The following is a 25,547-nucleotide window of genomic DNA, read 5'->3' on the forward strand; positions in this document are numbered from 1 at the left end:
CGCCCGCCGTGGCCGCGGGCGCCGGCGGCATGCGCCGCCCTCTATGCCGCGCAAGAGTTGCCTTGACACCCTTCTCGCCCCCCTTCTATGGTCGAGCCCGCCGGTCGATTTGGCACTATTAATTCCCCATGCAGCCCGTCTTGCGGCGCCCACCGGCACCGCGACCCGATGGCGCGCCGGCGGCGACCGGCGATGGCTGCATATCGCGATAGAGAGAGAGAAGAAGGACATGGCGTCTACACGCAAGTCGGAAGGAAAGGGTTTGCGGACGGGCAACGCGGCAGCGGCCGCCCTCCTGGTGGCGGCGATCACTGCCGCATTCGCGGCGATGAGCCCGACGCCTGGGAACGCAGCGCAAGAGAAGGCCGCAGCACCGGCTGCCGGAGCGCCGGCCGCCGGAGCGCCGGCCGCCGCACTATCCGCTGCCTCGGCATCGGCTGCCGCGGAACCGGCTAACCCCGCCTCGGCCACGTCCGCGCCTTCCGCTGCCGCCAGCGCGCAGGCCGCCCTGCCTGACGCCGCATCGGTCCTCTACGCGATCCACCAGGTCGACAGCAAGGGCGCCGACTCCGCAGACGTGGCTAACGGCAGCGTGGCCACCTATTGGTTCGGCCACGCCTTCGAAATGGATGGCACGCCGTACTACTCCGGCTTCGTGTGGGAAACCGCCGAACGCTATGGCAAGCCGGGAGAGGACGATGTGGGTCCGATGACGACGGTGAACCTTGCCGAGGCGACCTTCACCCGCGATCCCGCATCGCCTTCAAGCCCCTGGAAGTTCCGTGGCATGGAACCGACCATCGGCGAGTTCGGTGCGTACGAGCGGCCGCCGGAAGTCGACACGCGGCGCAAGCCGCGGGAATACCGCACGGCAGCCGGCAAGCTGCTGCTGGCGGTGCCCACCGAGACGTTCGACAACGGCATCACGATCAGCGGCTACACGCTGCTCGTCTTCACGCCGCCGGAAAAGCGCCAGGATGAGGCCAAGGACAAGGTGTGGGCGTATGCGGGCGAGGTGATTGCAGGCGAGGACAACGGTCCGGCCTGTGCGGACGGCGACGTCATGCCGTGTACGCGCAGCGAGGGTGAACTGGTCTTTAGCGCCACCGGCACCGCTGACCTGCCGCGCTTGACCGTGCAGTTCTCCGGCAACACCATCTCCGGCCCGGGCAAGACCCGCAAGCTGGGTCCGGCCGACGCCGTCATCTACACCTACGACGCAACGCGCAAGGCCTACGTGGCGCAGCAATGACCCCAGGGGCCCTGCCGGTCAAGCCGTGACCGGCGCGGGCTCGCCCGCCAGTTCCAGCCGGTTGCCGCCCATTTTCTTGGCCCGGTAGAGCGCCTGGTCCGCGATGGCCAGCGCGTCCATGATGGTGGGCGTGTCGCCCTCGAAGCGGGCCAACCCGATGCTTACTGTCGCGGCAATGCCGATGCCGTCCATCCGGTTCGAGACGGTGACCGCGAAACGCTCGGCCATGGCCTTGCCCAACGTGTGGGCGCCCTTCGCGTCATCCCCCCAGAGCAGCGCGGCAAATTCCTCGCCGCCGATGCGCGCAAGAATGGTGTCGTCACCGAGGACCTCGCGCGCGGTTTCGGCAAATGATTTCAGCACCTGATCGCCCGCCTGATGTCCATAGCGGTCATTGACGGACTTGAAGTGATCCAGGTCGAATGCCAGCACCGCCACCGTGCCCCGCCCTTCCTTGCCGTTCAGGATGCGCGCGCCTTGTTCGACGAACCAGCGCCGGTTTCCCAGCCGCGTCAGGTAATCGGTCTGCGATTCCATCAGCAGCTGGCTGTGAGTTTCGTCGCGGATGAGCTTGAGCAGCATCATCGGCAGCACCACGGAATACAGCACGCCTTCATAGATGGTGAGCTTGCCGGCCAGCGCCAGAACCTGGCCGCCAGACTCGGTCGCGAACCACGGCAGGACAAGCGCACGTGCTGCATATACGGCGGTATGCACCCCGGCAACCGCAACCACGATGTACCGCGAGCGCCGTGGCTTGAGCGCCTGGCAGCGCAACAGCTCCCAGGCCGTCAGTCCGCTGACGAGCGCAATCGGCACCGAGCTTACGTGCGTCCACATGACGTCCAGCCAGCGCACGCCGCCGATCACCCAGGTCAGCCCCATCCCGACCAGCACAAAGACCGAGATGCGCACATATCGCCGTCCGCTCAGCGCGGCAACGCCATTGAGCACCAGCAGGTAGCCACCCAGGATGACCAGATTACTGATCGCCGCGCCGCTGACACCAGGCAGGTCGCGGCGATACAGCGCTGCCGCGCAGCCGACAGCCAGCGTGGCGAATCCAGTTGCCAGGATGCGCAGTTCCTTGCTGCGTTTGGGATTGGCCCGCTGCTCCCAGAACATCAGGCCGGCGCTGACAAGCAGTGTTCCGACTGCCAACAGGTAAAGAGTGAGAAGATCGACGTACATCTCGAAAGTCAGGAGATTTCGCCGAAATATCGCGGCGGCTGCGGGATTTTACGGGGCTTTCCCACGCGTGCAACATCCTTACCGGGGCCTGTCATCCGACCCCGGATTTTTGTTCTATCGACAGGTCATTCTTGCTGATACGGCCCCCAAAACCGGAGATTCCAATCCACGGAACTGGCCCGGCGTTTCACCGCGCGCGCTGCCCGCTCTGCAAACCGCGGCATCATCCCCGGCGCGCGGCTTCGATGGTCGCAATGTCGATCTTCTTCATCGTCATCATCGCCTCGAATGCACGCTTGGCAGCTGCCTGGTCAAGATCCGTGACTGCCGCGAGCAGCGCCCGGGGCGTGATCTGCCAGGACACGCCCCATTTGTCCTTGCACCAGCCGCAATCGCTCTCCTGGCCGCCATTCGAGACGATCGCGTCCCACAGGCGGTCGGTTTCGGCCTGATCGTCGGTCGCGACCTGAAAGGAAAACGATTCGTTGTGCTGAAATGCGTCGCCGCCATTGAGCCCCACACAGGGAATGCCCATGACGGTGAAGTTGACCATCAGGATGTCGTCCTGCTGACCCGACGGGTAGTCGCCGGGCGCGCGATGGACGGCGCCCACCTCGCTGTCCGGAAACGTCCGGGCGTAAAAATTCGCCGCGTCGAGCGCGTCGCCGTCGTACCACAGGCAAATCGTGTTTTTGCTGGCCATCTTGCTCCTCCTTGGCAGGAAAGTGATGCGCTCAACCCTTGCTGCAATGCGCGACGTTCAAGCATAGTGCACGCCGCGCCAGCCGAAAACCGGGCACGGATCGCGCCTGAGCCGTCCGCGCCTGCGCCGGCCGCCTGAGCCGGCCGCCCCCACGCCGGCCGCCCCGCATGCCGGCGCACGTTCACACTGCAATGCGGCCGTCGATGCACGTCACGGATTGCCCGCCTACGCGAATGGCCCCGTCCGCACCAAACGCGATGTTCAGCCTGCCCGACCGCCCCACCGCCGCGCCCTGCGTGCTGAGGTATTCCGTCCCGAACTGCTGCACTTGCCCCGCATCGCGGATGAACGCCGCCACCGATCCGTTGCCGCTCCCGCACACCGGGTCTTCGTTTGCGCCCAGGCTGGGCGCAAAGGCGCGCACTTCGATGGCGCTTTCCGCGCCTTCGCCGTACGCCCCATACACCACGATGCCGGCGGCCTGGTTGCGGCGGTCGAACTCGGCCATGCGGGAGAAGTCCGGGCGCAGCGTCAGTACGGCCTGCGCGCTGGGCAACTGTGCGATCGTCCACACCGGGCCCACATTGACAAGCTTGGGCGCGGGATCGTGCAGCACCGCCGAACCCAATATCCCTTCCATCTCATCGACAAGGTCTGCGCCGAGCTCGGTCAACTGGGCCACGGGAAGCGTGAAGGCAATACGCGGACTGCCGCCGGTGATCTCGGTGACCGACAGGTCGATCAGGCCCGCGGCGCATTCCTGCACCAGCCTGCCGCCGCGCGCCTGGACGATGCCAGCTTCCAGCAGCGCGTGCGCCGTTCCCAGCGTGGGATGCCCCGCAAAGGGCAGCTCGGCCTGCGGGGTGAAGATCCGGACTAGATAGTCAGCGCCGGACTGCGTTGGCGGCAGCACAAAGGTGGTTTCCGACAGATTCGTCCAGTTGGCGATACGCCGCATCTGCTCGTCGGTCATGCCCTGCGCCAGCAGCACCACCGCGACGGGATTACCGCGATAGGGTTCGCTGGTAAATACATCCACCTGCTTGAATGGCACGCTCATGACTTGCTCCTTAACATGAAGCGCCGCCCGGACAAGGCCGGGCGGCAGCTCTCATTCAATACCCGGATGCCTGTCCGCCAGCCGTTGGCGGCGCACACGCAGCGCATCCAGCTTTTCTTCCAGTGCCGCGATCTCGGCATCCACGTCCTGCACACTTTGTTCAATGTGCTCGTACGCCTGCTGCAACAGCACCTTGGCTTCCTTGCGGCTGGAAGCGGTCGGTGTCTCGCCGCGCAGCGGCCGGTTGGCGGTCTCGGGCAGGAAGAACGAGGTGATCAGCCCGATGAGCGACGCCGCCATCAGGTAGTACGCCGGCATCATCAGGTTGTCGGTCTCTTCGACCAGCCACGCGGCCACGGTGGGCGTAAGCCCGGCGAAGATGATGGCCACATTGAACGAACTGGCCAATGCGCTATAGCGGATGCGCGTGGGGAACAGCGCCGGCAGCGTGGAGGCCATGATTCCGATCAGGCAGTTCAGGAAAATGGCGATCAGCAGCAGTCCCAGGAAGATCAGCGCGGTGTTGTCGCTGCCGATCAGGAAGAACGACGGGATCGCGGTGACCAGGAGCCCCAGGCTGCCGACCAGCAGAAACGGCTTGCGCCCGACCTTGTCGCTGACGAAACCCACCACCGGCTGCACGAACAGCATGCCCACCATCACCACGACGATGATGAGCACCCCGTGGCCTTCGGTGTAGCCCAGGCTGCCCGACAGGTACGTCGGCATATAGGTCAGCAGCATGTAATAGGTGATGTTGGTCACCAGCACCATGCCGATGCTGACCAGCAAGGCGCGGCGGTATTTGGCGAAGATCTCGCGGAACGACACCGACGGCTTTTCCTGCACGGCGTCGCGATCTTCCTTTTCCATCCGTTCGAGCTGCTGCGTGAAGGCCGGGGTTTCTTCGGCCGCATGCCGCAGATACAAGCCCAACAGGCCCAGCGGCCCCGCCACGAAGAACGGAATGCGCCAGCCCCAGTCCAGAAACGTCTGCTCGCCCAGCATGGTCTGCAACAGCACGACCATGCCCGCACCCACGACAAAACCGGCTATCGAGCCGAAGTCCAGCCAGCTGCCCAGGAAACCCCGCTGCCTGTCCGGCGCGTACTCCGCCACGAAAACCGCCGCGCCGGTATATTCGCCCCCGACGGAGAAGCCCTGCGCCAGCTTGCACAGCAGCAGCAGGATCGGCGCCCACAGGCCGATCGTGGCGTATGCGGGGATGAGGCCAATGCAGAACGTGCTGATGGCCATGATGATGATGGTGAGCGACAGCACCTTCTGGCGCCCGAAGCGATCGCCCATGATGCCGAAGAACACGCCTCCCAAGGGTCGCACCAGAAACGGCACGGAAAACGTGCCGAGCGCGGCGATCGTTTGTACGGCGGGCGAAGCGTCCGGGAAGAACACCTTGCCCAGTGCGAACGCCACGAAGCCGTAGACGCCAAAGTCAAACCATTCCATTGCATTGCCAAGCGCCGCCGCCGTGACGGCTTTCTTGAGCTTGGTGTTGTCAATGACGGTGATGTCGCCGATCTCCAGCGGACGGACCTCTTGCGACAACGAGGGGGTTTCTGCCATGGTGCGGCATCCATAAAACGAGACATGCCGATTATGGACCCGATTTCGGCGCCGGTCATCGCCCGCTGCATTGCGCAAGGCGCGAACGCGCGCCCATAATGCCCCACCCACCAGATACTCGCCGGAGCCATCGATGCCACAGACCCCCAAGCCGCCGCTGATCTACCTGGAAGACCTGTCCGTCGGTGACGTCTTCGTCAGCAAGACCCATGCCTTGGACGCCGAGCAGATCGTCAGCTTTGCCTCGCAGTTCGACCCGCAACCCTTTCATCTGGATCCGGAGGCGGCGCAAGACACGCTGTTCCAGGGCCTGGCGGCCAGTGGCTGGCATACGGCGGCGCTGACCATGAAGCTGCTGGTCGAGAGTTTTCCCGTGGCGCGCGGGGTCATTGGCGCAGGCGCCGAACTGGCGTGGCCGCTGCCCACCCGGCCGGACGATGTGGTCAAAGTGACGAGCACCGTGATCAGCATCACGCCATCGCGCTCTAAGCCCGATCGCGCCATCGTGGTCGTGGAATCGATCACATCGAATCAGCGCGACGAGGCGCTGCAGAAGCTGACGAGCAAGGTCGTCGTCTTCCGCAAGCCTTGATAAGCCGCAGCGCCGCCCGATCAAGCCGCCGCGGCGTCGGGCACTTTGGCGATGACCTTGATCTCGAACTGGAATCCGTACAGCCAGGTGACGCCCACCGCCGTAATGTTCGGATACGGCGCCTCGCCCCAGAATTCGGGCACCACTTCCCACATGGTTTCGAACTGCGACTGCGGATCGACCATGAAGACCGTCACGTCGACGACGTCGTCAAACGTCGCACCCGCCGCGTGCAGGATGGCGTTCAGATTCCGGAAGGCCATCCGCACCTGCTCGCGCAGGTCGGGCTCCGGCGACCCGTCGTCATGGCTGCCGACCTGGCCGGACACGAACAGAAAGCCGTTGGAGCGAACCGCCGGCGAGTAACGGTTGCGCTCGTAGAGCGCATGGCGATTGGGAGGAAAAACAACGTCGCGTTTGGTCATGGGGTTCTCCTGGTGGTGGGCTGTCCGACAGCCCGCGTTGACATGGGCAAACTGTAAAAGCGCCTGTCCCGCTGATAAACGGTCAACTGCATCCATCACTATTTGTAGAATCCAAACAATCCCAATTCTCTTCGAGCAGCCATGGACAGATTCGACGCAATGACCGCGTTTGCGCGCGTGGTGGAAACCGGCAGCTTCACCAAGGCCGCCGAAACCCTGCACATGAGCAAGACGAGCGTGACGCAGCTGGTCCAGCAGCTTGAGGCGCGCCTGCGGGTGCGCCTGTTGAACCGCACCACGCGCAAGGTCAATGTCACGGCCGATGGCGCCGCGTACTACGAGCGCGTGAGCAAGCTGCTGGCCGACATGGACGATGCCGAGACCAGCCTGTCCAGCGCCGCGGAAGCGCCACGCGGCCGGCTGCGCGTGGACGTGCCCAGTCCGCTGGCGCGCATGGTGCTTGTGCCCGCCTTGCCGGACTTTCACGCGCGCTATCCCGACATCCAGCTCGACATGGGCGTCAGCGGTCGCATCGTCGACCTGATCGGCGAAAACATCGATTGCGTCGTGCGGGGCGGCGAGCTGACAGACCAGTCCCTGATGGCCCGCCGCGTTGGCGACCTGCAACTGGGCGTCTACGCGGCGCCCTCGTACCTGAAGCTGGCCGGCAAGCCCGCGCACCCGCGCGAGCTTGAAGACACGCACCACCGCATCGTGGGTTTTCTGTGGCAACGCACCGGGCGCGCGCTGCCTTACGCCATGCGTCGCGGCAAGGAGGTCGTCAATGTGCACGGCCGCTACGTGCTGGCGGTGGACGACGGCAATGCCTACCTGGCGGCGGGGCTTGCCGGCATGGGCGTGATGTGGCTGCCGGACTACATGTCCGCGCCGCACCTGGCCAAAGGCGAGCTGGTCCCGGTCTTCGAGGACTGGAGGCTGGACCCGATGCCGATGTACGTGGCGTTCCCGCCCAACCGCCACGTCAGCGCCAAGCTGCGCGCCTTCATCGACTGGATCGTCGAGGTGGTGGGCGCGTATTCGCCCGCGGGCCGCGCCTAGCGCGAAGCCACTACCGCGCGGCCGCGCCTATTTCCTGGCAAGCTCCCCCGCCAGTTCCAGCGCCCGCGCCAGAAACGCCGACGCATCGTCCTTGCGGTAGCTGACGATCACGGGCGACACGAAGGCATCGGCCTCGATGCGCACGTGGGCCACATCCTGGCGCTGCAGGCGCTGCACGGAGGCGGGCACCACGGTCACCCCCAAGCCCGCCGCGACCAGCCCGATCGCGGTCTGCAGTTCGTTGGCCTCTTGCACCACCTGGAGCGAGTAGCCGGCCGCGCGAAACAGGCCCAGCACATGATCCGCGTAGTTCGGGCGCGGACGCGCCGGAAACAGTACGAAAGGCTCGCGCGCCAGACGGCTGACGGCGACGCTGCCCTGGCCGGCCAGCGGATGATGCAAGGGCACCGCGGCCATCAGCGGCTCGGTCATCAGCACGCGCCGCTCGATCGCGGGGTCATCCAGCAGGATGCGGCCAATGCCCAGATCGATGCGCCCCGCCTTCAGCGCCTCGAGCTGCGGCAACGTGTTCATTTCCATCAGGCCCACTTCGACCCGCTCATCCGCGCCGCGCAGCAGCCGGATCAATTCCGGCACGAAACCGTAAAGCGTCGACGGCACGAAGCCGATGCCGAACCAGCGCCGCTCGGTCTGGCCCAACCGGCGCGTGCCTTCCAGCACTTCGTCCAGACGGGCGGTCAGCAGGCGCGATTGCTCCAGCAGGAAACGGCCCGCCTCGGTCAGGCGCAGCGCCCGCGTGGTCCGTTCGAACAGCTGCACGCCCAGCTCTTCCTCCAGCTGCTTGATCTGGCGGCTGAGCGGCGGCTGCGCAATGTGCAGCCGCGAGGCTGCCAGCGTGAAACTGCCTGCGTCGGCCACCGCCTGGAAGTACCGCAAATGCCTGAGTTCCATGCCGATTAAGACCCTGGAGGTATGAATTGAAACCCATATAGTCTTGGACACTTGAAAAAAAGGCAAGCGATACTGCGCCATCGGGCAGGCACTGTCGATCAGAGTATTAATCGCGCGCGAGCCTCGCCACCAATAAATCAAGCGTCACGGAGACAACCATGCGCATGCGCCATGTATTCAGACCCTTTGCCCGCGCATTGCTGGCCGCCTCACTGCTGGCCGGCGCAACCGCCGCGCAGGCCGATGCCTATCCGGATCACCCGGTGAAGTGGATCGTGCCCTTCCCGCCCGGCGGCGCGATGGACAGCATCGCGCGCACGCTGGGCGAATCGATGGGCAAGCAGCTGAACACGTCCTTCATCGTCGAGAACCGCGCCGGCGCGGGCGGCAACATTGGCGCGGCGGCCGTGGCGCGCGCCAAGCCCGACGGCTACACCATCCTGATCGTCGCCAACGGCATGGCCGTCAACCCGGCGCTATACCAGGACCTGAACTACGACCCCATCAAGGACTTCGCGCCCATCTCGCTGCTGGCGGTCGTGCCCAATGTGCTGGTCACCAATCCGGCGCGTACCGGCGCGACCAGCGTCGCGGACGTGATCGCAAAGGCCAAGGCGCAGCCCAAGCACTACACATACGCCTCCGCGGGCGTTGGCACCTCCATTCACCTGGCCGGTGAGATGTTCGTGTCGATGACCGGGGTGGACATGCTGCACGTTCCTTACAAGGGCAGCGGCCCCGCCGTTGCCGACCTGCTGGGCGGCCAGGTCGATTACATGTTCGACAGCATCACGTCCGCCAAGCCCCACATCGCGAGCGGCAAGCTGCGCGCGCTGGGCGTCACCACCACCAAGCGGTCGGCCGCCCTGCCCGACGTGCCGACGATGCAGGAAGCCGGCGTGCCGGGCTATGAGCTGATGCCCTGGTTTGCCGCGTTTGCGCCCGCCGGCACGCCGCCGGAAGCGGTAGCCAAGCTGAATGACGCCATGCGCGCCGCGCTGGCCGATCCCAAGGTGAAGGCGACGCTGGATTCGATCGGCGCCGAGCCGATCGGCAGCACGCCGGACGCGCTGCGCGACCATCTGGCCAAGGAAACGGCGCAGTGGAAGGATCTGGTCAAGGAACGCGGCATCAAGATCAATTGACTGCAGGCCGCGGCGCCGCCGTGGGGATGGGGTATCGTTGACAGCTCCCCTCCCTGCGAAGGATGCATCATGGCCCTCAAACATGCGGATCCCGGGCAAGTCATCGATCTCAAGCCCTACGGGGCCGCGCTAGCGCAAAAGCAGTCGATCGCGCTTTTCAAGTCCGAAGACCTAGAGGTCATGCGCCTGGTGCTGCTCGCCGGCAAGACCATGGCCTCGCATGACGTCGCCGGCGAGATCACCCTGCAGTGCCTGGAGGGCAGCATCGAGGTCACCGCCGAAGGCGCCACGCAAGTCCTCTACCCCGGCCACCTGATGTACCTGCCGGGCCGCGCGCCGCACGCGCTGTTCGCGCTGGAAAACGCGTCGGTGCTGGTGACCGTGGCGCTCAAGCGCGCGTAGCGCATGCGGCCGGGGTGCCGAGCTCCCCGGCTTGGCTCGATGCGCCCGGCCCTACTTCGCCGCGCGCCCCTTGACCGCCTTGCCCAGCACCTGAACGAAGGCGTCATTGAACGCGGGAATATCGTCCGGCTTGCGGCTGGACACCAGCACGCCGTCCACGACAACTTCCTCATCCACCCACTGGACGCCCGCATTGCGCAGGTCATCCTGCAGCGACGGCCAACTGGTCATCCTGCGCCCCTTGACCACCCCGGCCGAAATCAGCAGCCATGCGCCGTGGCAAATGACGGCCACCGGCTTGCCCGCATCCATGCAGGCGCGCACCAGTTCCTGGGCCTTGGGCTGCATCCGGATCTCGTCGGCATTGACCACACCGCCGGGCAGCATCAGGGCATCAAAGACGTCCGGCTCGGACGCAGCCTGCAGAAACGTGAGATCCACGGGGAACTTGTCGCCGGGCTTGTCGTGGTGCATGCCCTGGATCGGGTCAGTGCGCGCCGATACCACCACGGTGCGGGCGCCTTCTTCGTGCAGACGGTCGCGCGGCCCCGTGAGTTCGACCTGCTCGAATCCGTCGACGGCCAGAATCGCGATGTTGATGTCTTGAAGTGTTGCCATGTTTGCTCCTGTGCGGGGCATGCGAATACTGCGGCGCAGCGCAACGCGCACGCTCGGCAGGCCCAATAAATAAGATTTAAGGCCGCGCCGCTGCGACCGGCTTGGGCGCCTCTGCGGGCGTGATGCGCCAGATCGTGTTCGACAGGTCGTCGGCCACGATGAGCGCGCCCTTCGGATCGACCGTCACGCCCACCGGACGGCCGCGCGTCGTGCCGTCGTCGTCGCGAAAGCCGGCGACGAAATCCACGGGAGGACCGGACGGGCGCCCATCCGTGAACGGCACGAAGACCACCTTGTAGCCCACCGGATCGGCGCGATTCCAGCTGCCGTGCTCGCCGACGAATACGCCATTGGCAAACCGGTCGCCCATCGTCGCGGTCGAGAAGTCCACGCCCAGCGCCGCCACGTGCGAACCCAGGCTGTAATCCGGCGCGATGGCCGATGCGACCTTCGCGGGGTCCTGCGGCCGCACACGTTCGTCCACGTTCTTGCCCCAATAGCTGTAGGGCCAGCCGTAGAACGCGCCTTCCTTGACGGTCGTGAGGTAGTCGGGCACCAGGTCCGGGCCCAGCTCGTCGCGCTCGTTGACCACGGCCCACAACTGACCCGTATCCGGCTGAATCGTGAGCGCGGTCGGATTGCGCAGGCCCGTGGCATAGGTCTTGTATTCGCCCGTGCTGGCGTTGATGCGCCAGACGCGCGCCCGATCCACTTCCGCCGTCATGCCGCGTTCGGTGATATTGCTGTTCGAGCCGATGCCCACGTACAAATACTGCCCGTCGGCGCTTGCCGTCAGCGCCTTGGTCCAGTGGTGGTTGATCTCGGCGGGCAGCGGCGTGACCGTTTCCGGCGGTCCGCTCGCCTTGGTCTGCCCCGGTTCATAGGCGAACCGCACCAGCGCGTCCTGGTTGGCCACGTACAGCTGATTGCCGACGAGGGCCAGACCGTACGGCGCGTTAAGGTTTTCCGCAAAGACGGAGGCCTCGTAAGTGCCATCGCCCTTGGTGTCGCGCAGCAGCGTCAGCCGGTTGCCGCCCTTCACCGGACTGGTGCCCCGGGCCTTGATGATGCCCGCGATCACGTCCTTGGGTTTGAGGTCGGGGGCACTGCCGCCCCGGCCCTCGGCGACCAGAATGTCGCCATTGGGCAGCACAAGCGTCTGACGCGGAATCTTCAGGTCCGTGGCGATGGCCGAGATCTTGTAGCCCTCGGGCACCGTCGGCACCTTGTCGCCCCATTTGGCGGGCTTGGCGATCACCATGTCCGGCAACAGCCCCCGTTCGGGTTTGGGCAGGTCGGGCGACGGTCCATACTGGCCTGCGGTCTGCGCGCCGCACACGCCTGCAATCACCAGCATCGAAACGCCGGCAAGCAATCTCGTCTTCTTCATAGCGGCCCCCGGATGTGCGGCGTGCGAAAGCCCAGCCAGAGGGCAACGAGGGCCAGCACCGCGCCCACGACAGACAGGATCAAGCCGTTGGGCATGCTGGCCCACGCGTCGCGCGCATGAATAAACGCATTGAACAGCCCCACCAGCCAGGCTGCCAGCAGCACCACGGCATAGGGAACTACACCGCGCGCCCGCTGCGTGACCCTGAACAGGTCGACGATGGCAAACAGCAGCGCCACCGCCCCAAATATCAGCCCGCCAACGAGCAGCCAGGACGCGAAATTATTCCATTGGATGTGAAAAGTCTGCGCATACGCCGCGTCTGCGAGCGCCGCGCCAAGAAACAACGGGAACATCCCGGCAAGGAACACCGCAGGGAAGCGGCGCACGGTAAGGGCATACCGGTTTTCGATGAGTGTGGTCACGGGAATCGCCTCGTGGGTTGCGGGCACAACCTGCTGCCCGTGGTGGGCGGCGCAGCAAGTGGCATGCCTATAACGCCTTCCGGAGGGTGCTACACGCCGAACTGGACGGATAGATCCCCCAGCCACGCGCTGGCCATCGGTTGGCGCCCTGCCAGAAAGCGCAGCGGCCCATCAGGCGCGATGCGCCAACTTGCGGACCCGAAGCGCGCCATGCCCCGCAGAGCGCAACGTGTGCGGATCAGTCCCGCTTTGCCACCTTGAACCGTCCACACGGCAAGGCGCAACGGCACCGCGAGGCGCAGGCCTGGCCGAAATTCAACGCTTGCGACGGCCGTCCCGCCGGTCGCCATGGACGCCTGCTCTTCGGCGACTAAAGACGCGTACGTTCCATCTGCCGGCAATGGCACGAAGTGGCCCATCTGTTTCGGAATGCCCCACAACTGCCTACCGCCCGCCGCAGCCGCCTCGTCGTCGACCCAGATCGGACCCACGGTGCACGCCGGCGCCAGCAGCCCCGCGTGCCGCACTGCCGTAGCGAAGAGCAACTCGTTGTAGGCCAGCGTGCCGCCCGATTCGTAGGCCGTCCAGACCGTGGCGCAAATGGCGTGGCGTCCCAGAGTGACCAGGCGCGCATCGCCGGGAGGAAGCATGGGCAGGTCGGCAAGCGGCACACGCCACATGCTGAGGAGTGCATGGCCGCTCAGTTTCCACGGCGCCTGCGGATACGAAGATGGCGAATCCGTGGGCATTGCGTCGTCCGCCAAGCCCTGCGTCATGCCGCTCGAAGGAGGCATCATGCTGGCAATCTCCTGTTCGGAAGCGATGGTGCAAAGACAACACCGCGCACGTTGCACTCGATCTTAAACGTCCCTGCGACAGAACGCCGCACACGATTCCATTCCGTCAGAATGCGTGAAGTTCTGTAATAGAATCCCGCCCATGCCTACTCACCGGGACTCTGCGCAAAAGCCCCGCGGCCTGCCTTGGCGGTTTCTCGTCTGCCTGGCAATGGCCGCTTTCGTGCTGCGCGCCCTGATCCCGAGCGGCTTCATGGCGGCGCCGTCCACGACGTCGCTGATGCTCTCGTTGTGCGAAGCCGGTGGCGCGATCAGCGTGACCTTCGACCTGCCGGCAGAGCCGAAGTCCAAGCATGCGGCAAGCGATGCCTGCGCCTTCGGCGCGCTGGCGGCGCATGCGATTCTGCCGGAGACGGGTCTTGCGCCCGTGCTGACGGCGCAAGCGGCGTACGCCGCCCCAGAAACTCCCGTCCACAGCGCGGCGCCGCCCCTGCCCGCGCTGGGGCCGCCCCTCGGTTCACGCGCCCCGCCTTCCCTGTCTTCCTGATCCGCCGCGCCCGCGCCTAGCGCCGGGCCCGGCCGCGCCTTGCCGACCGGCTTTTCCGCGGTCGGCAGATTTTGTCGAAGACATCGAAGAAGAGGGATCCTCTTGACCATCGCTCGTTCGCACGCGTGCCTCGGCACGTCCCTGCTCCTGGCCGCTTTCAACGCCGCCGCCCAAACCTCCCCCGCCACCCTCGCCCCTATCACCGTGATGGGCGGCGCCGAAACCGCCCTGACGACCGAAGCCTCCACGGGCTCCAATCTGGGCCTGACGCCCATGCAGACGCCGGCCAGCGTCGACATCATTTCGCGGGAACAGATCGAGTCCCGCGGCGATGCCAGCGTGATCGAGGCCATCACCCGCGCGCCGGGCTTTTCGGCCGCGCCCCATCCGGGCAACGGCAACAGCGCCTTGTCGGTGCGCGGCTTTACCGACAGCACGTCGGTCATGCGCCTGTACGACGGGCTGCGCCAGTACGGCGGCGTCGGCCTGACGTTTCCGTTCGATACGTGGTCGGTCGAGCGCATCGAGGTGCTGCGCGGGCCCGCGTCCGTAATCTATGGCGACGGCGCGATCGGCGGCGTCGTCAACGTGATCCCCAAGCGTCCGACGCGCGGGCCCATCCAGAACGAGGTGCAGGCCACCATCGGCACGCAGGACACGGCGCGGCTGGGCCTGGGCAGCGGCGGCGCGCTCAGCGATACGTTGTCGTATCGCCTGGACGTCAGCGGCAACTACACGGACGGCTACGTGGACCGGGGCCAGGCGGGCGATGCCACGTTCTCCGGCGCGCTGCGCTGGGACGCGACGCCGGACCTGAACATGACGCTCAGCTACGCCTACGGCTACCAGCGCCCGATGCGGTATTTCGGCACGCCGCTCATCAACGGCGAGCAGGACGACGCCGTGCGCAAGCAGAACTACAACGTGTCCGACAGCTTCATGCGCTTTCGCGATCAGTGGACGCAACTGGACACGGTCTGGACGCCCAACGACGCGACCACGGTGCGAGCTCGCCTGTACCACGTGCAAAGCGACCGCGACTGGCGCAATGCCGAGCGGTACGTGTACAACCCGGCAACCCGCCTGATCGACCGCTCGGACAACACGCAGATCACGCACGACCAGACCCAGACCGGCCTGACGACCAGCGCGGTGTTCAAGGGCCAACTGGCCGGCCTGGACAACACGGTGTCCGTGGGCTTTGACGTCAACCACGCCACCTTCAAGCACATCAACAACACGTACACCGGCAGTTCGGGCCCCGTGGATCCCTATGATCCGGCACATGGCCACTACCAGAGCAACGTGCCGTTCATCCCGCGCTATCGCAACGAGGCCGACCAGTTTGCGCTCTTCGTGGAAGACCGCCTCGCGCTGACGAGCAAGTGGTCCCTCATCGGCGGCCTGCGCTACGACCATGCGAAAGTGACGCGCGACGATCTGGTCACCGGCCAACGCGCCCTGTCCAGTACGTATGCCGACGTGGGTTGGCGCGTGGGCACCGTGTACGACCTGACGCCGGATCTGGCCATCTACGCACAGTATGCGGAAGCGGCCGATCCGGTCAGCGGCCTGTTGATGCTCAGCCCGGCCAACGCGGGGTTCGACATGTCGCGCGGCAAGCAGATCGAAATCGGCTTGAAGCAGAATTTCCTGGACGGCCGCGGCGAGTGGACGCTGGCGGCCTACGAGATCCGCAAGACAAACCTGTTGTCGCGCGACGCCGATGATCCCAGCCTTCGGGTGCAGGTGGGCGAGCAATCGTCTCGGGGGCTGGAGGCATCGCTGTCGCTGGCGCTGGCGCCCGGCTGGACGATCGACGCCAACGCCACCGTGCTGCGGGCCAAATACGACGACTTCTCCGAGTCCGTCGGCGGCGCGGCCGTGTCGCGCGCGGGCAATGTGCCGCCCAACGTGCCGCAACGCCTGGCAAACCTGTGGCTGAGCTGGAACTTCCAACCGGGCTGGACGGCAATGGGCGGGCTGCGGTATGTGGGCAAGCGCTATGCGGACAGCGCCAACACCGTCGAGTTGCCGTCCTATACGACCACCGACCTCGCGCTGCGCTGGGACGTCAACAAGGACACCGCCATCACGGCCCGGGGTTTCAACGTCTTTGACCGCGCGTACTTCACCACCGCGTACTACACCAATACGCAGTGGTTCTACGGGCCTAGCCGCCGGTTCGAGCTGACGTTGAACCACCGGTTCTAAGGGGCGCCGACCATGGATGCCAAGGCGCGCCTGCGCAGGCTGACCTACCTGGCTCACCGCTGGCTGGGCGTGGCCGGCTGCCTGCTGATGTTTGGGTGGTTTCTCAGCGGGATTGTCATGCTGTATGTCGGCTACCCGAAGCTGACGCCTCACGAGCGTTTCGCCAGCCTGCCCGTGCTGACAGTGGACGCTTACCGTATGCCCGACGCGGCGCAGGCCGCGCCCGGCCCCGCCGTGCTGACGTCGGTGCGCGGCGAGGCGACGTTCATCCTGCCGACCCCGGATGGTCCGCGCGCATGGTCCGCGTCGACAGGCAATCCTGGCGGGACGGTGACGGCGGACATGGCGGTGGCCGCCGCCCGCGCGTTCTGGCCGGCGGGCACCGCGCGCCATGCGGGCCTGGTGGAGGAGGACCGCTGGACGCATTCGCACGGGCTGGACCGCCATCGCCCGCTGCATAAAGTGAGCATGTCGGGGGACGCGGACGGCACGCTGTATGTCTCATCGGCGACAGGCGAAGTCGTCCTGGATGCGCCCCTTGCGCAGCAACGCTGGAACTACGTGGGCGCGTGGCTGCATTGGCTGTACATGGCACGCGACCGGTCCGTGGATCCGGTCTGGAGCTGGACAGTGATCGTGCTGTCTGCCCTATGCACCGTGCTGGCGATCAGCGGCGCGGTGGTCGGCGTGTGGCGCTGGCGCTTTCGCGGGCGCTACAAATCCGGCGCACGCACGCCGTACCGCGAGGCCTGGATGCGCTGGCACCACATCGCGGGCCTCGTCTTCAGCGCGTTCGTGTGCACGTGGATCTTCAGCGGCCTCATGTCGATGAATCCCGGCGGGATTTTCTCCGCGCCCCACGCAGGGCCCGACAGGCGAGCCATGACGGGCGTGCAGGCAGGCACGGCGGTAGGCACGGCGGTAGGCACGGCGGTAAGCACGGCAAGCATGGCGCCGTTGCCGGTGCTGCAAGCGCTGCATGACGCGGGCTTTCAAGCTGTCCAGCTCGAATGGCGGTGGATGGCCGGGCACCCCTACGTGCTGGCGCGCGACGCATCGGCCGACAGCCGGATCATCCGCCGGCAGGACAACGCGCTCATCGTGCAGGCGGACTGGCAGCCGCAAGCCGTCATCGATGCCGCCCGCGCGCTGTTTCCCGACGCGGCAATGCAGGCACAGGTGCTTGACCACTACGATGCGTACTACTACGCCCGCCACGCCGAAGCCATGAACGGCGGCGCGCCGCGTGGCCTGCCCGTGCTGCAATTGGACTTCGATAACGCAGCGGGGGATCGCGTCTACGTGGACCTGCGCACCGGCGAACCGGAGCTCAGCCTGTCGCGCGCGCAGCGCGCCGGACGCTGGCTCTTTTACTTCCTGCACAGCTGGGACACGCCCGCCTTGTTGAATGCCGGCGTGGGCCGCGACGTGGCAATCATTCTATTGAGCCTGGGCGGCCTGGCCATCTGCGCCACCGGCACCTTGCTGGGCGCGCGGCGGCTGAGAAACACGCTCCGTGGGAGCGGCGCGCGCTGACCTCACGGCCCGACCCGGCGGCCATGTGCAAGCGAAGCGGCCAGACGGGCGATTTTGACGCGCCGTGCGTCAATCCGAATGCGGCTGCGGCGGGGTGTCCATCGTCGCGTCGACCTCGGAGATCGTCTGGCCGGGATATGCGGCACGCGCCGCGGCCGCGGCGGCATCGCGCGTCGGATAAGCGCCCGCATCCTCCTGGACGCCCAGCAACGCAATACCCCGGAAGCCCCAATGACCATCCGCGCGTTGAAAGACTTCGACGATCATTGCGGTTCCTCTTCGCCGCTGGGCGCGGGACGATTGCCGCTCCCGCCGGTCGGCGCCCCGCTGCGCGCCTCGGCTTCCTCCTGGGCAACGGCCTGATCGAAGCCCGGCTGGTCATGGCTGCGCGCGCTCGGCGGATGGTCGATATCGGGCACGCGTTCCGGGGTGGTGGCGGGACCGGACGGGCGCAGCGCGCCCGCGTTGACATCGGGCTGGCCCGGAATGGATTCACGAGCGCTGCCGGATTTGGATTGAGTCATGGACGGCTCCTGTGCATCAAGGGTGGTGAAAGGGCGAGCAAGTGCCGTTCCTGACCGGCATGCGGCGACGGTCTGCGCGAGCAGCCCGCCCCCGGGCCGGCCGCTCAAGGCCCGCCGGGCAACGTGCGTAGAAACGCGGCAATGTCTCGGGCATCCTGTTCGCTGACCCCGAGGTCGGGCATCGCCGTGCCGGGCTTGACGGCGGCGGGGTCGCGCAACCAGCGCTCCATGTTTTCGGGTGTGTTGGGCAGGACACCCGCGATATACGCCCGCTCGCCCATCTGATCCAGCGCCGGTCCCACGTAGTTCCATGCCCCCGGCACGCCCGGAATCGCGTGACACGTGACGCAAAGGTACTGCTGAAGCGCGATGCGGCCCGCCATGGCGTCTGCCTCCCGGACCGGGGGCTGGGCCGATGCACGCGGCGCGGCGACCGCTTGTGCCGCGCCGTCCCGCTGGTAGTCCTGGGCAGACATCGCGGGCAAGACGCGCAAGAATGCCACCACGTCCCAGATCTCGTCGTCGGTCAGCCGGTACTGCCACGCCGGCATGCCGGTCATCTTGATGCCTTGGCGGGTCAGCCAGAAGATCTCTGCCGCGGTACGGGTGCGTGCAGACGCCACCAGCGCGGCGGGCGCCGGATTCAAGCCCAGCGCGTACGGTTGCGGCGCCACGCCGGGCCCGCCGTGGCACTGGGCGCAATTGGCGCGATAAAGGCGCGAACCATTCTGGATGCGCACGGGCACGTCGAGATCGGGCGCCGTGATGTCCGCTGATCGCATCTTCACGGCCCGCGTCAGCGCGACGTCCAGCAGATGATGCACCGGCGTGGTGTGCGGCGACGTTGCGGTCACGTCGTACCCGCCGAAATACACCACCGCGCCGCCCAGCACACCCGCGGTGGCGGCAGCGCCCGCTATCGTCAGGGCGGCGGTTCGCTTCCAACGCTTCATGGCGCCCTCGCGTCGCCGCGGTCGGCATCCCGCAGCAGATAGGCTGCGATCGCTTCAGCGTCCGCCTGGCGCAAGCCCGTGTCGGGCATGGCCGTCCTGGGATTGACGGCGGGCGGGTCCATCAACCAGCGCACCATGTTCTGTGGGGTGTTGGGCAACAGCCCGGCAATGTAAGCCTGCCGCGCCATGTCGCCCAGCGGCGGGCCAACGCGAGACGCCGGGCCGCTGACGCCCGGCACGGTATGACACGCCGTGCAGCCGCGTTCGGCGATCAGCCGCCGCCCCCTGTCGGCATCGGCCCCGCCCAGCCGCCCGTCCGCCGCACCCGGGGAAAAGAGCGGCGCCTGCCCATCCTGACAGGCAACCAGCGCAAGACTTGCCAGCAACGTGGGCAAGAGGCGGTTGGGTCGGGCAATCCGGCGCAAGGCGGTCTCCTGATTCGCGCGGAACCACGCTGAACGCGCACCCGCCAGCAACCCGCGTGCCCACTGCGCACGTACACGGGAATGGAACGTGCTGATGGCGCCCATCGCGGGGCCGACGGCATCCCACCCGCTGGGCCACCGCCGCGCCGGATCGCCGGCTCGCGGCGGGGGATCATCCACCACCAGAACATGGCGAAACTCCTTCTCATCCTGATCGCCGGATTGCCGACCACCGCATGGGCGCAGCCCAGCGGTGAGGACGCCGCGCGGATCGCCGACATCGGCCGGGTGCTTTACGTGGGCGCGACGGCGATCTTCGTGGGGGTGGCCGCACTGATCGCGCTGTCGATGTTTGGCCCGGCGCCCCTGCGCCACAGGCTTTCGCGGCCCGCCCTTATCGTGGGCGCGGGCATCGTGTTTCCGGTCGTGGCGCTGACCGCGTTGCTGGTCTACGTGTTGACGCCATCACCGACCGCGGCACGCGAGGCCGCGTACGCCGCGCGCATCGAGGTGACGGGTGAGCTGTGGTGGTGGCGCGTGCGCTACCTGGACGCGCAAGGCGGGCTGCTCTTCGAGACGGCTAACGAGATACGCATTCCGGCCGGCAAGCCGGTGCAATTCCTGCTCAAGTCGGGCAACGTGATCCACAGCTTCTGGATCCCCGAACTGGGCGGCAAGCTCGACATGATCCCGGGCCGCGTGAATAAGATGCGCGCGCTGGCGCGCACGCCCGGCACGTTTCGCGGCCATTGCGCCGAGTATTGCGGCGCACAACACGCCCAGATGCGGTTCGACGTGCAGGCGGTGGACGCCGCGGCGTTCGACGCGTGGGTGCAGGCGCAACGCCAGCCTGCCCGTGCCGCCGAACCAGCGCTGCGGCAAGGCGAGCGGCTATTCATCCAGGCCTGCGCGCAATGCCACACCGTGCGCGGCACGGCGGCTGGCGGAATGCTGGGACCGGACCTCACCCATGTAGGCAGCCGGCCTGCCCTGGCGGCCGGAATCCTGCCCAACAACGTGGGCGCGATGGGCGGCTGGATCGCCGGCAGTCAGCAGATCAAGCCCGGCAATGCCATGCCGTCCTTTGACCGATGGCCGGGCGAGGATCTGCGCGCCGTGGCCCGCTACCTGGAAAGCCTGAAGTGACGCCCCCAACCACCCCGCCCCCGCTTCCCAACGCGCTGCCGCGGCCCGCGGACGAATTCGCGCAGCTCGAGCGCGCCTGGAAGCGGCCAACGGGATGGCGGTCGCTGACGGTCGTCAACAACACGTCCATTGGCCTGCTATACATCGGCACCGCGTTGCTTTTCTTCATCCTGGCTGGTGTGCTGGGGCTGATGATGCGCACGCAGCTGGCCGCGCCCGACAGCAACCTGATCGGACACACGCTATACAACCAGCTTTTCACCATGCACGGCACGGTGATGATGTTTCTCTTCGCCGTGCCCGCGGTGGAAGCCGTGGCTGTGCTGCTGCTGCCCAACATGCTGGGCGCGCGCGACCTGCCATTTCCCAGGTTGTCGGCCTACGCCTACTGGGCCTATGCCATTGGCGGACTGGTGTTCTTTTGCAGCATCTTCGTGGGGCTGGCGCCCGATGGCGGCTGGTTCATGTACCCGCCGCTGACCAGCGCGCAATACTCGCCCGCCGTGAACGCCGACCTGTGGCTGCTGGGCATTGGCTTCATCGAGATCTCCGCCATCGCCGGCGCGATCGAGCTTGCCGTGGGCATCCTGCGCACGCGCGCCCCAGGCATGACGCTGGACAAGATCCCCGTGTTCGCCTGGGTCATGCTGGTGTTCTGCGGCATGGTGATCGTCGCCTTTCCGGCCGTGATCGTCGCCACCACGCTGCTCGAACTGGAACGCGCCTTTGACATGCCGTTCTTCATCACCGGACGCGGCGGTGATCCGCTGCTCTGGCAGCATCTGTTCTGGTTTTTTGGCCACCCCGAGGTCTACATCATCTTCCTGCCCGCCGCCGGCATGGTGTCGATGATGATTCCGGCAATGACGGGCACGCCGCTGGTGGGCTACCGGCTGGTGGTGCTGGCGGTGATCTCGACAGGGTTCCTGAGCTTTGGCCTGTGGGTGCACCATATGTTCGCCACCGGGATCCCGCAGTTGTCGCTCAGCTTCGCGTCGGCCGCGAGCATGGCGGTGTCGGTGCCGACCGCGATACAGATATTCGCCTGGATCGCGACCCTTGCCGCGGCGGTGCGGTTAAGGCCGATCAAGACACCGATGCTGTACATCCTGGGGTTCTTCTTCGTGTTCGTCATCGGCGGCCTGACCGGCGTCATGGTCGCCGTGATCCCGTTCGACCTGCAGGCGCACGACACCTACTTCGTCGTGGCGCATCTGCATTACGTGCTATTCGGCGGCATGGTGTTTCCGCTGTTCGCGGCCTTCTATTACTGGACACCGTTCATCAGCAAGCGGCCCCTGTCCGAGCGGCTGGGCCGCTGGGGTTTCTGGCTGATGTTCGTGGGCTTTAACGTGGCCTTCTTCCCGATGCACTTCACCGGCCTGGCCGGCATGCCGCGCCGGGTGTACACCTATGCCGAAAGCCAGGGGCTTGGTCCGCTCAACCTGCTCTCGACCGTGGGCGCATACCTGATCGCCGCGGGCGTGCTGGTGTTCCTGATCGACCTGGCGCGCAATTTCCGGCCGACCATCGACAACAACGCGGGCAACGTCTGGCGCGCGGGCACCTTGGAATGGCTGCCCAGCGGCAGCTACGGGCTGCGCAGCGTGCCTGCGGTAAGCAGCCGCGAGCCGCTGTGGGACCAACCGGGCCTGGCGCAGCAGGTGGACGACGGCCAGCATTATCTGCCGAACGCACCGGCCGGCCTGCGAACCACCCTCGTGACCAGCGCCCTGGAGGCCCGGCCCGACTACGTGCTGCCGCTGCCCGGCCCCGCGTGGTCGCCCCTGCTGGCGGCCGTGGGCACCGCCGGCTTCTTCCTGCTGCTGACGTTCAAGCTGCTGCCGCTGGCGGCGGCGTTTGGCGTGCTGGCCGTTGTCGCGCTATGGCGCTGGCTGTGGGACGCAGACACCGGTCCCGATTACCCGCCCGTGGACATCGGCGGCGGCCTGCGGCTGCCCATGATGTGCTCGGGCAGCGCGTCGCATGCGTCGTGGGCGATGGTGCTGCTGCTGATTGTCTGCACCAGCATCTTTGGATCGCTGATGTTCAGCTACCTGTTCCTGTGGACCACGAACCCGCAGGCCTGGCCCGATTCCGGCGACTTGCCTTCGCCGGTCCGGCCAATGCTGTCGGCCATGATGTTGCTTGCGGCCGCCGCCCTTGCCCTGGCCGCCGGGCGGATGATGACGCAGAACCGCCAAAGGGCGCTGCGCGGCTGCGTGGCCGGGGCGGCGCTGTTACTGGCCGCCGCGCCGGCGCTGGATCTGGTCACGCATTGGCAGGCCGGCCTTCGGCCGCAGGCCAGCGCCTACACCGCAGCCACGTACGCGGTTGCGGGCCTGCAGGCGTTTTTTGGCGGCCTGGCTGTGGTGATGGCCGCCTTTACCGTGGCGCGGTCGATCGCAGGGCGGCTGCGCCCCACGCGCCGCGCCGCGCTCGACGCCACGCGGGCGATGTTGCTGTACGCCGTGGCGCAAGGGCTCATCGCATTGGCGCTGCTGCACGCCTTTACGCGGCTGACGGGATGACCATGAAAACGCGCTTTTCGGTCGAACTGCTGTACCTCATCGCCGGCCCGCTGATATGGCTGGCGCACTTCCTCTCCATCTACATCGTGAACGCGCTGGCCTGCGCCCGGTCGGTGCTGGCCGGGTTGTGGCTGGGCCTGCCCATCTCGTCATGGATCATCGTTGCGGGCAGCGCCGCGGCGTTGGCGGCGATGGCGGTGGCGGCCTGGCGCCAGCGGGCGCGGGTGCGGGCCCGGAACGCGCCGCCGTTTCACGCCTGGCTTGCCGCCACGCTATGCGGCCTGTCCGCGGTGGCGGTCGTGTGGGAAACGCTGCCGGTTTTCCTGCTGCCGGCATGCCAGTAGCAAGGCGCGCCGGTCGCCCCCTGCGGCAACGCTATTCCGCCCATTCCGGGTCGCCGGTAAACACCACCGTCAACCAGCGATCCGGGCTGTCGGCGCCCAGCGCGTTGCCGATCTCGTCGCGCAGGCTGTCCCATGCCGCGACGGTGCGCGCGGGCATATCGGGAGGCACAATGAAATACAGTTCGATTTCCTGCGAACGCCCCACCTTGGCGACATACGCGCGATAGGACGCGAAGCGATAGCGTTCCACGAACGCCTGCGCCACCGAGTCCACATGCTGCTTCAGGTCGGCGGGCGTGACCAGCAGCATCTCGGACAACGCCTGGCGGATGACCGACAGCGGCAAGGGGATGATCACCGCGCACACGACCGCCAGCACGGCCGGGTCGATATAGGGCGAAATCCACTCGTACCGGGTGCCCTGCACGCCGTATCCAATGCAAAAGGCCACCAGCAGCGCGGCGGTGATGCTGGCCGACATGATCCAGCCCTTCAGGTCCATGTGCAGGAATGCCGAGCGGATCCGGCGATTGGCGCGCGCCTCGGCCAGCGCAATCGCCACACAGGCGGTCAGGGTCAGCACGGCATAGATTAGCGCCAGGCCGAACTCCAGCTCGCGGCCTCCCTTGAGCAGACTGCTCACCGCGTTGATGAGGGCGTAGACGGCCACCCCGCTAAGCAGTATCCCGTTCAGCGCCAGCACCATGGGCTCCAGATGCCAGAAGCCCATCGTGAAGCGTTCGCGAAGCTTGCGCGGCAGCCCGCGGGCCGTGGCGTAAGACGTGATCAGCCGCACCACCACCAGCGACAGCGCGCTCATGCTGGCGTCCACCAGCGAATACACGCCGTCGAACACGATGGAGAACGATCCGGAAGCCACCCCGAAGCCGATACCGATGACGGCGATGCAAAGCGTGACCGCAATCGAGATCCGCAACACGCCCTGCTCCGTGCGCAGGTCAAACAATGCCGTGCCTGAGGTCATGGTTCCTCCGAGGGGACTGCCGTGGCGCTCACGATAACCGTATTGCCCCCGATTAGGGGGACAACGACACCATGACGGGATACCCCCTCGGTGGCGAAGGTCTTTTGCCACAACCTACTTAACGTAGGTTACGATTGGTAGGTTACTCCCTTGCGAACAGGACTTTCACCATGCACGCCCTCATCGTCGTTGCCCATCCGGACCCCGCGTCCCTCACGCACGCCATTGCCGATCATGTCGCCCAAGGCGTTGCGGACGCAGGGCCCCAACATTCCTTCGAGCTTGCGGATCTGGCCGCGGAAGGCTTCGATCCCCGGTTCTCCCAAGCCGACGCCGCCCTGCACCTGAGCCCATTCAACCCGCCCGCCGACGTGGCCGCCGAACACGCGCGCATCGATCGGGCCGACGCGCTGGTGCTGGTGTATCCCGTGCATTGGTGGTCGTTTCCCGCGCTGCTGAAGGGATGGATCGACCGCGTGTTTACCAACGGCTGGGCGTACGATGCCAATCCCGACGGCAAGGTCATCAAGCGGCTGCAACGCCTGCAGGTGCACCTGATCGCCAGCGGCGGCGCGGATATGCGCACCTATGCCCGCCACGGCTACTTCGGCGCGATGAAAACCCAGATCGATCACGGAATCTTCGGCTATTGCGGCGCGCGCGTGGCAACATCCGACTTGCTGGTGGCGTCCGACGCCGGCTATCCCGAAGCGCACCTGGCCACCGCCCGGGACATCGGCCAACGCATCTTTGCCCCGCAACCCTGAAACCGACCTCGATAGCCGCC

Annotated in this window: 27 protein-coding genes; 12 read left to right on the forward strand and 15 right to left on the reverse strand. The window is 66.5% G+C overall.

The features are described from left to right. Window positions 1–328 precede the first annotated feature (328 nt). A complete protein-coding gene (locus tag H4P35_RS14145) occupies window positions 329–1,252 on the forward strand; it encodes a hypothetical protein (protein WP_370638980.1) in 924 nt (307 codons plus the stop codon). A gap of 18 nt (window positions 1,253–1,270) precedes the next feature. Here H4P35_RS14145 and H4P35_RS14150 read toward each other — a convergent pair whose 3' ends face one another. From H4P35_RS14150 to proP, 4 genes are all read right to left on the reverse strand, one after another. After that, complete coding sequence (locus tag H4P35_RS14150) at window positions 1,271–2,443, reverse strand: diguanylate cyclase (RefSeq protein WP_226846011.1); 1,173 nt, start codon at window positions 2,441–2,443, stop codon at window positions 1,271–1,273. 223 nt (window positions 2,444–2,666) lie between these two features. Next, a complete protein-coding gene (locus H4P35_RS14155) occupies window positions 2,667–3,146 on the reverse strand; it encodes a VOC family protein (protein ID WP_056318482.1) in 480 nt (159 codons plus the stop codon). Between the two features lie 181 nt (window positions 3,147–3,327). Beyond that, window positions 3,328–4,206, reverse strand: a complete 879-nt coding sequence (locus H4P35_RS14160) for a PhzF family phenazine biosynthesis protein (protein ID WP_226846012.1) — start codon at window positions 4,204–4,206, stop codon at window positions 3,328–3,330. 51 nt (window positions 4,207–4,257) lie between these two features. After that, window positions 4,258–5,790, reverse strand: coding sequence for a glycine betaine/L-proline transporter ProP (gene proP, locus H4P35_RS14165; protein ID WP_226846013.1), 1,533 nt, complete (start codon window positions 5,788–5,790; stop codon window positions 4,258–4,260). Between the two features lie 133 nt (window positions 5,791–5,923). On the opposite strand from proP, the gene H4P35_RS14170 reads away from it, so the two are divergent. Further along, window positions 5,924–6,382, forward strand: coding sequence for a MaoC family dehydratase (locus H4P35_RS14170; RefSeq protein WP_226846014.1), 459 nt, complete (start codon window positions 5,924–5,926; stop codon window positions 6,380–6,382). Window positions 6,383–6,402: 20 nt separating this feature from the next. Here the strand turns inward: H4P35_RS14170 and H4P35_RS14175 are convergent, their stop codons facing one another. Continuing rightward, window positions 6,403–6,807, reverse strand: coding sequence for a RidA family protein (locus tag H4P35_RS14175; RefSeq protein WP_217617654.1), 405 nt, complete (start codon window positions 6,805–6,807; stop codon window positions 6,403–6,405). Window positions 6,808–6,948: 141 nt separating this feature from the next. On the opposite strand from H4P35_RS14175, the gene H4P35_RS14180 reads away from it, so the two are divergent. After that, window positions 6,949–7,866, forward strand: coding sequence for a LysR family transcriptional regulator (locus H4P35_RS14180; protein ID WP_226846015.1), 918 nt, complete (start codon window positions 6,949–6,951; stop codon window positions 7,864–7,866). 27 nt (window positions 7,867–7,893) lie between these two features. Here the strand turns inward: H4P35_RS14180 and H4P35_RS14185 are convergent, their stop codons facing one another. Beyond that, window positions 7,894–8,778: a LysR family transcriptional regulator gene (locus tag H4P35_RS14185; protein WP_226846016.1), complete on the reverse strand. Its 885-nt coding sequence runs from the start codon at window positions 8,776–8,778 to the stop codon at window positions 7,894–7,896. Between the two features lie 158 nt (window positions 8,779–8,936). Between H4P35_RS14185 and H4P35_RS14190 the strand changes: the two genes are divergently transcribed. Next, window positions 8,937–9,923: a tripartite tricarboxylate transporter substrate binding protein gene (locus tag H4P35_RS14190; RefSeq protein WP_175155570.1), complete on the forward strand. Its 987-nt coding sequence runs from the start codon at window positions 8,937–8,939 to the stop codon at window positions 9,921–9,923. A gap of 69 nt (window positions 9,924–9,992) precedes the next feature. Beyond that, window positions 9,993–10,325 carry a cupin domain-containing protein gene (locus H4P35_RS14195; RefSeq protein WP_152384562.1) on the forward strand — a complete coding sequence of 111 codons (333 nt, stop codon included), beginning with the start codon at window positions 9,993–9,995 and terminating at the stop codon, window positions 10,323–10,325. A 51-nt stretch (window positions 10,326–10,376) separates the two neighbouring features. Here the strand turns inward: H4P35_RS14195 and H4P35_RS14200 are convergent, their stop codons facing one another. The 4 genes from H4P35_RS14200 to H4P35_RS14215 form a co-directional block, all read right to left on the reverse strand. After that, window positions 10,377–10,943 (reverse strand): type 1 glutamine amidotransferase domain-containing protein, encoded by a 567-nt coding sequence (locus H4P35_RS14200; RefSeq protein ID WP_226846017.1) that lies wholly within the window; start codon window positions 10,941–10,943, stop codon window positions 10,377–10,379. A gap of 76 nt (window positions 10,944–11,019) precedes the next feature. Beyond that, window positions 11,020–12,333 (reverse strand): sorbosone dehydrogenase family protein, encoded by a 1,314-nt coding sequence (locus H4P35_RS14205; RefSeq protein ID WP_226846018.1) that lies wholly within the window; start codon window positions 12,331–12,333, stop codon window positions 11,020–11,022. Next, window positions 12,330–12,758: a DUF2231 domain-containing protein gene (locus H4P35_RS14210; RefSeq protein ID WP_226846019.1), complete on the reverse strand. Its 429-nt coding sequence runs from the start codon at window positions 12,756–12,758 to the stop codon at window positions 12,330–12,332. Before H4P35_RS14210 ends, H4P35_RS14205 begins: the two co-directional genes overlap by 4 nt. A gap of 89 nt (window positions 12,759–12,847) precedes the next feature. Beyond that, on the reverse strand, window positions 12,848–13,555 hold the full coding sequence (locus H4P35_RS14215) for an acetoacetate decarboxylase family protein (protein WP_175155574.1): 708 nt from the start codon (window positions 13,553–13,555) through the stop codon (window positions 12,848–12,850). 142 nt (window positions 13,556–13,697) lie between these two features. Here H4P35_RS14215 and H4P35_RS14220 point away from each other — a divergent pair, with 142 nt between their 5' ends. The 3 genes from H4P35_RS14220 (at window position 13,698) to H4P35_RS14230 (ending at window position 17,852) form a co-directional block, all read left to right on the forward strand. Beyond that, complete coding sequence (locus tag H4P35_RS14220; protein WP_226846020.1) at window positions 13,698–14,102, forward strand: DUF2946 family protein; 405 nt, start codon at window positions 13,698–13,700, stop codon at window positions 14,100–14,102. A gap of 102 nt (window positions 14,103–14,204) precedes the next feature. Further along, window positions 14,205–16,316 carry a TonB-dependent receptor gene (locus H4P35_RS14225; protein WP_370638924.1) on the forward strand — a complete coding sequence of 704 codons (2,112 nt, stop codon included), beginning with the start codon at window positions 14,205–14,207 and terminating at the stop codon, window positions 16,314–16,316. 12 nt (window positions 16,317–16,328) lie between these two features. Next, window positions 16,329–17,852, forward strand: a complete 1,524-nt coding sequence (locus tag H4P35_RS14230; RefSeq protein ID WP_226846021.1) for a PepSY domain-containing protein — start codon at window positions 16,329–16,331, stop codon at window positions 17,850–17,852. Between the two features lie 69 nt (window positions 17,853–17,921). Here H4P35_RS14230 and H4P35_RS14235 read toward each other — a convergent pair whose 3' ends face one another. The 4 genes from H4P35_RS14235 to H4P35_RS14250 form a co-directional block, all read right to left on the reverse strand. Next, entirely contained in the window at window positions 17,922–18,119 is a 198-nt protein-coding gene (locus tag H4P35_RS14235; RefSeq protein WP_226846022.1) for a hypothetical protein, read from the reverse strand. After that, a complete protein-coding gene (locus tag H4P35_RS14240; protein WP_226846023.1) occupies window positions 18,116–18,376 on the reverse strand; it encodes a hypothetical protein in 261 nt (86 codons plus the stop codon). The genes H4P35_RS14235 and H4P35_RS14240 overlap by 4 nt, the downstream gene beginning before the upstream one ends. A gap of 104 nt (window positions 18,377–18,480) precedes the next feature. Beyond that, entirely contained in the window at window positions 18,481–19,329 is an 849-nt protein-coding gene (locus H4P35_RS14245; protein ID WP_226846024.1) for a c-type cytochrome, read from the reverse strand. Then, the gene (locus H4P35_RS14250; RefSeq protein ID WP_226846025.1) at window positions 19,326–19,754 is read right to left on the reverse strand and encodes a cytochrome c family protein; all 429 of its coding nucleotides are present in this window, start codon (window positions 19,752–19,754) and stop codon (window positions 19,326–19,328) included. Before H4P35_RS14250 ends, H4P35_RS14245 begins: the two co-directional genes overlap by 4 nt. Before the next feature lie 189 nt (window positions 19,755–19,943). On the opposite strand from H4P35_RS14250, the gene H4P35_RS14255 reads away from it, so the two are divergent. Genes H4P35_RS14255 through H4P35_RS14265 form a run of 3 tightly spaced genes read left to right on the forward strand, consistent with a single transcriptional unit; the run spans window position 19,944 to window position 23,775 of the window. Then, window positions 19,944–20,900 (forward strand): cytochrome c oxidase subunit II, encoded by a 957-nt coding sequence (locus H4P35_RS14255; RefSeq protein WP_226846026.1) that lies wholly within the window; start codon window positions 19,944–19,946, stop codon window positions 20,898–20,900. Beyond that, entirely contained in the window at window positions 20,897–23,431 is a 2,535-nt protein-coding gene (locus tag H4P35_RS14260) for a cbb3-type cytochrome c oxidase subunit I (protein WP_226846027.1), read from the forward strand. Before H4P35_RS14255 ends, H4P35_RS14260 begins: the two co-directional genes overlap by 4 nt. A gap of 2 nt (window positions 23,432–23,433) precedes the next feature. Next, window positions 23,434–23,775 (forward strand): hypothetical protein, encoded by a 342-nt coding sequence (locus tag H4P35_RS14265; protein ID WP_152384575.1) that lies wholly within the window; start codon window positions 23,434–23,436, stop codon window positions 23,773–23,775. Window positions 23,776–23,806: 31 nt separating this feature from the next. Here H4P35_RS14265 and H4P35_RS14270 read toward each other — a convergent pair whose 3' ends face one another. Then, complete coding sequence (locus H4P35_RS14270) at window positions 23,807–24,760, reverse strand: cation diffusion facilitator family transporter (RefSeq protein ID WP_056318405.1); 954 nt, start codon at window positions 24,758–24,760, stop codon at window positions 23,807–23,809. A 170-nt stretch (window positions 24,761–24,930) separates the two neighbouring features. Here H4P35_RS14270 and H4P35_RS14275 point away from each other — a divergent pair, with 170 nt between their 5' ends. Next, entirely contained in the window at window positions 24,931–25,527 is a 597-nt protein-coding gene (locus tag H4P35_RS14275; protein ID WP_226846028.1) for an NAD(P)H-dependent oxidoreductase, read from the forward strand. The last annotated feature ends 20 nt before the right edge of the window (window positions 25,528–25,547 follow it).

It is taken from the genome of Achromobacter sp. 77 (genome assembly GCF_020541125.1).
GTDB classification, from domain to species: Bacteria; Pseudomonadota; Gammaproteobacteria; order Burkholderiales; family Burkholderiaceae_B; genus Achromobacter; species Achromobacter mucicolens.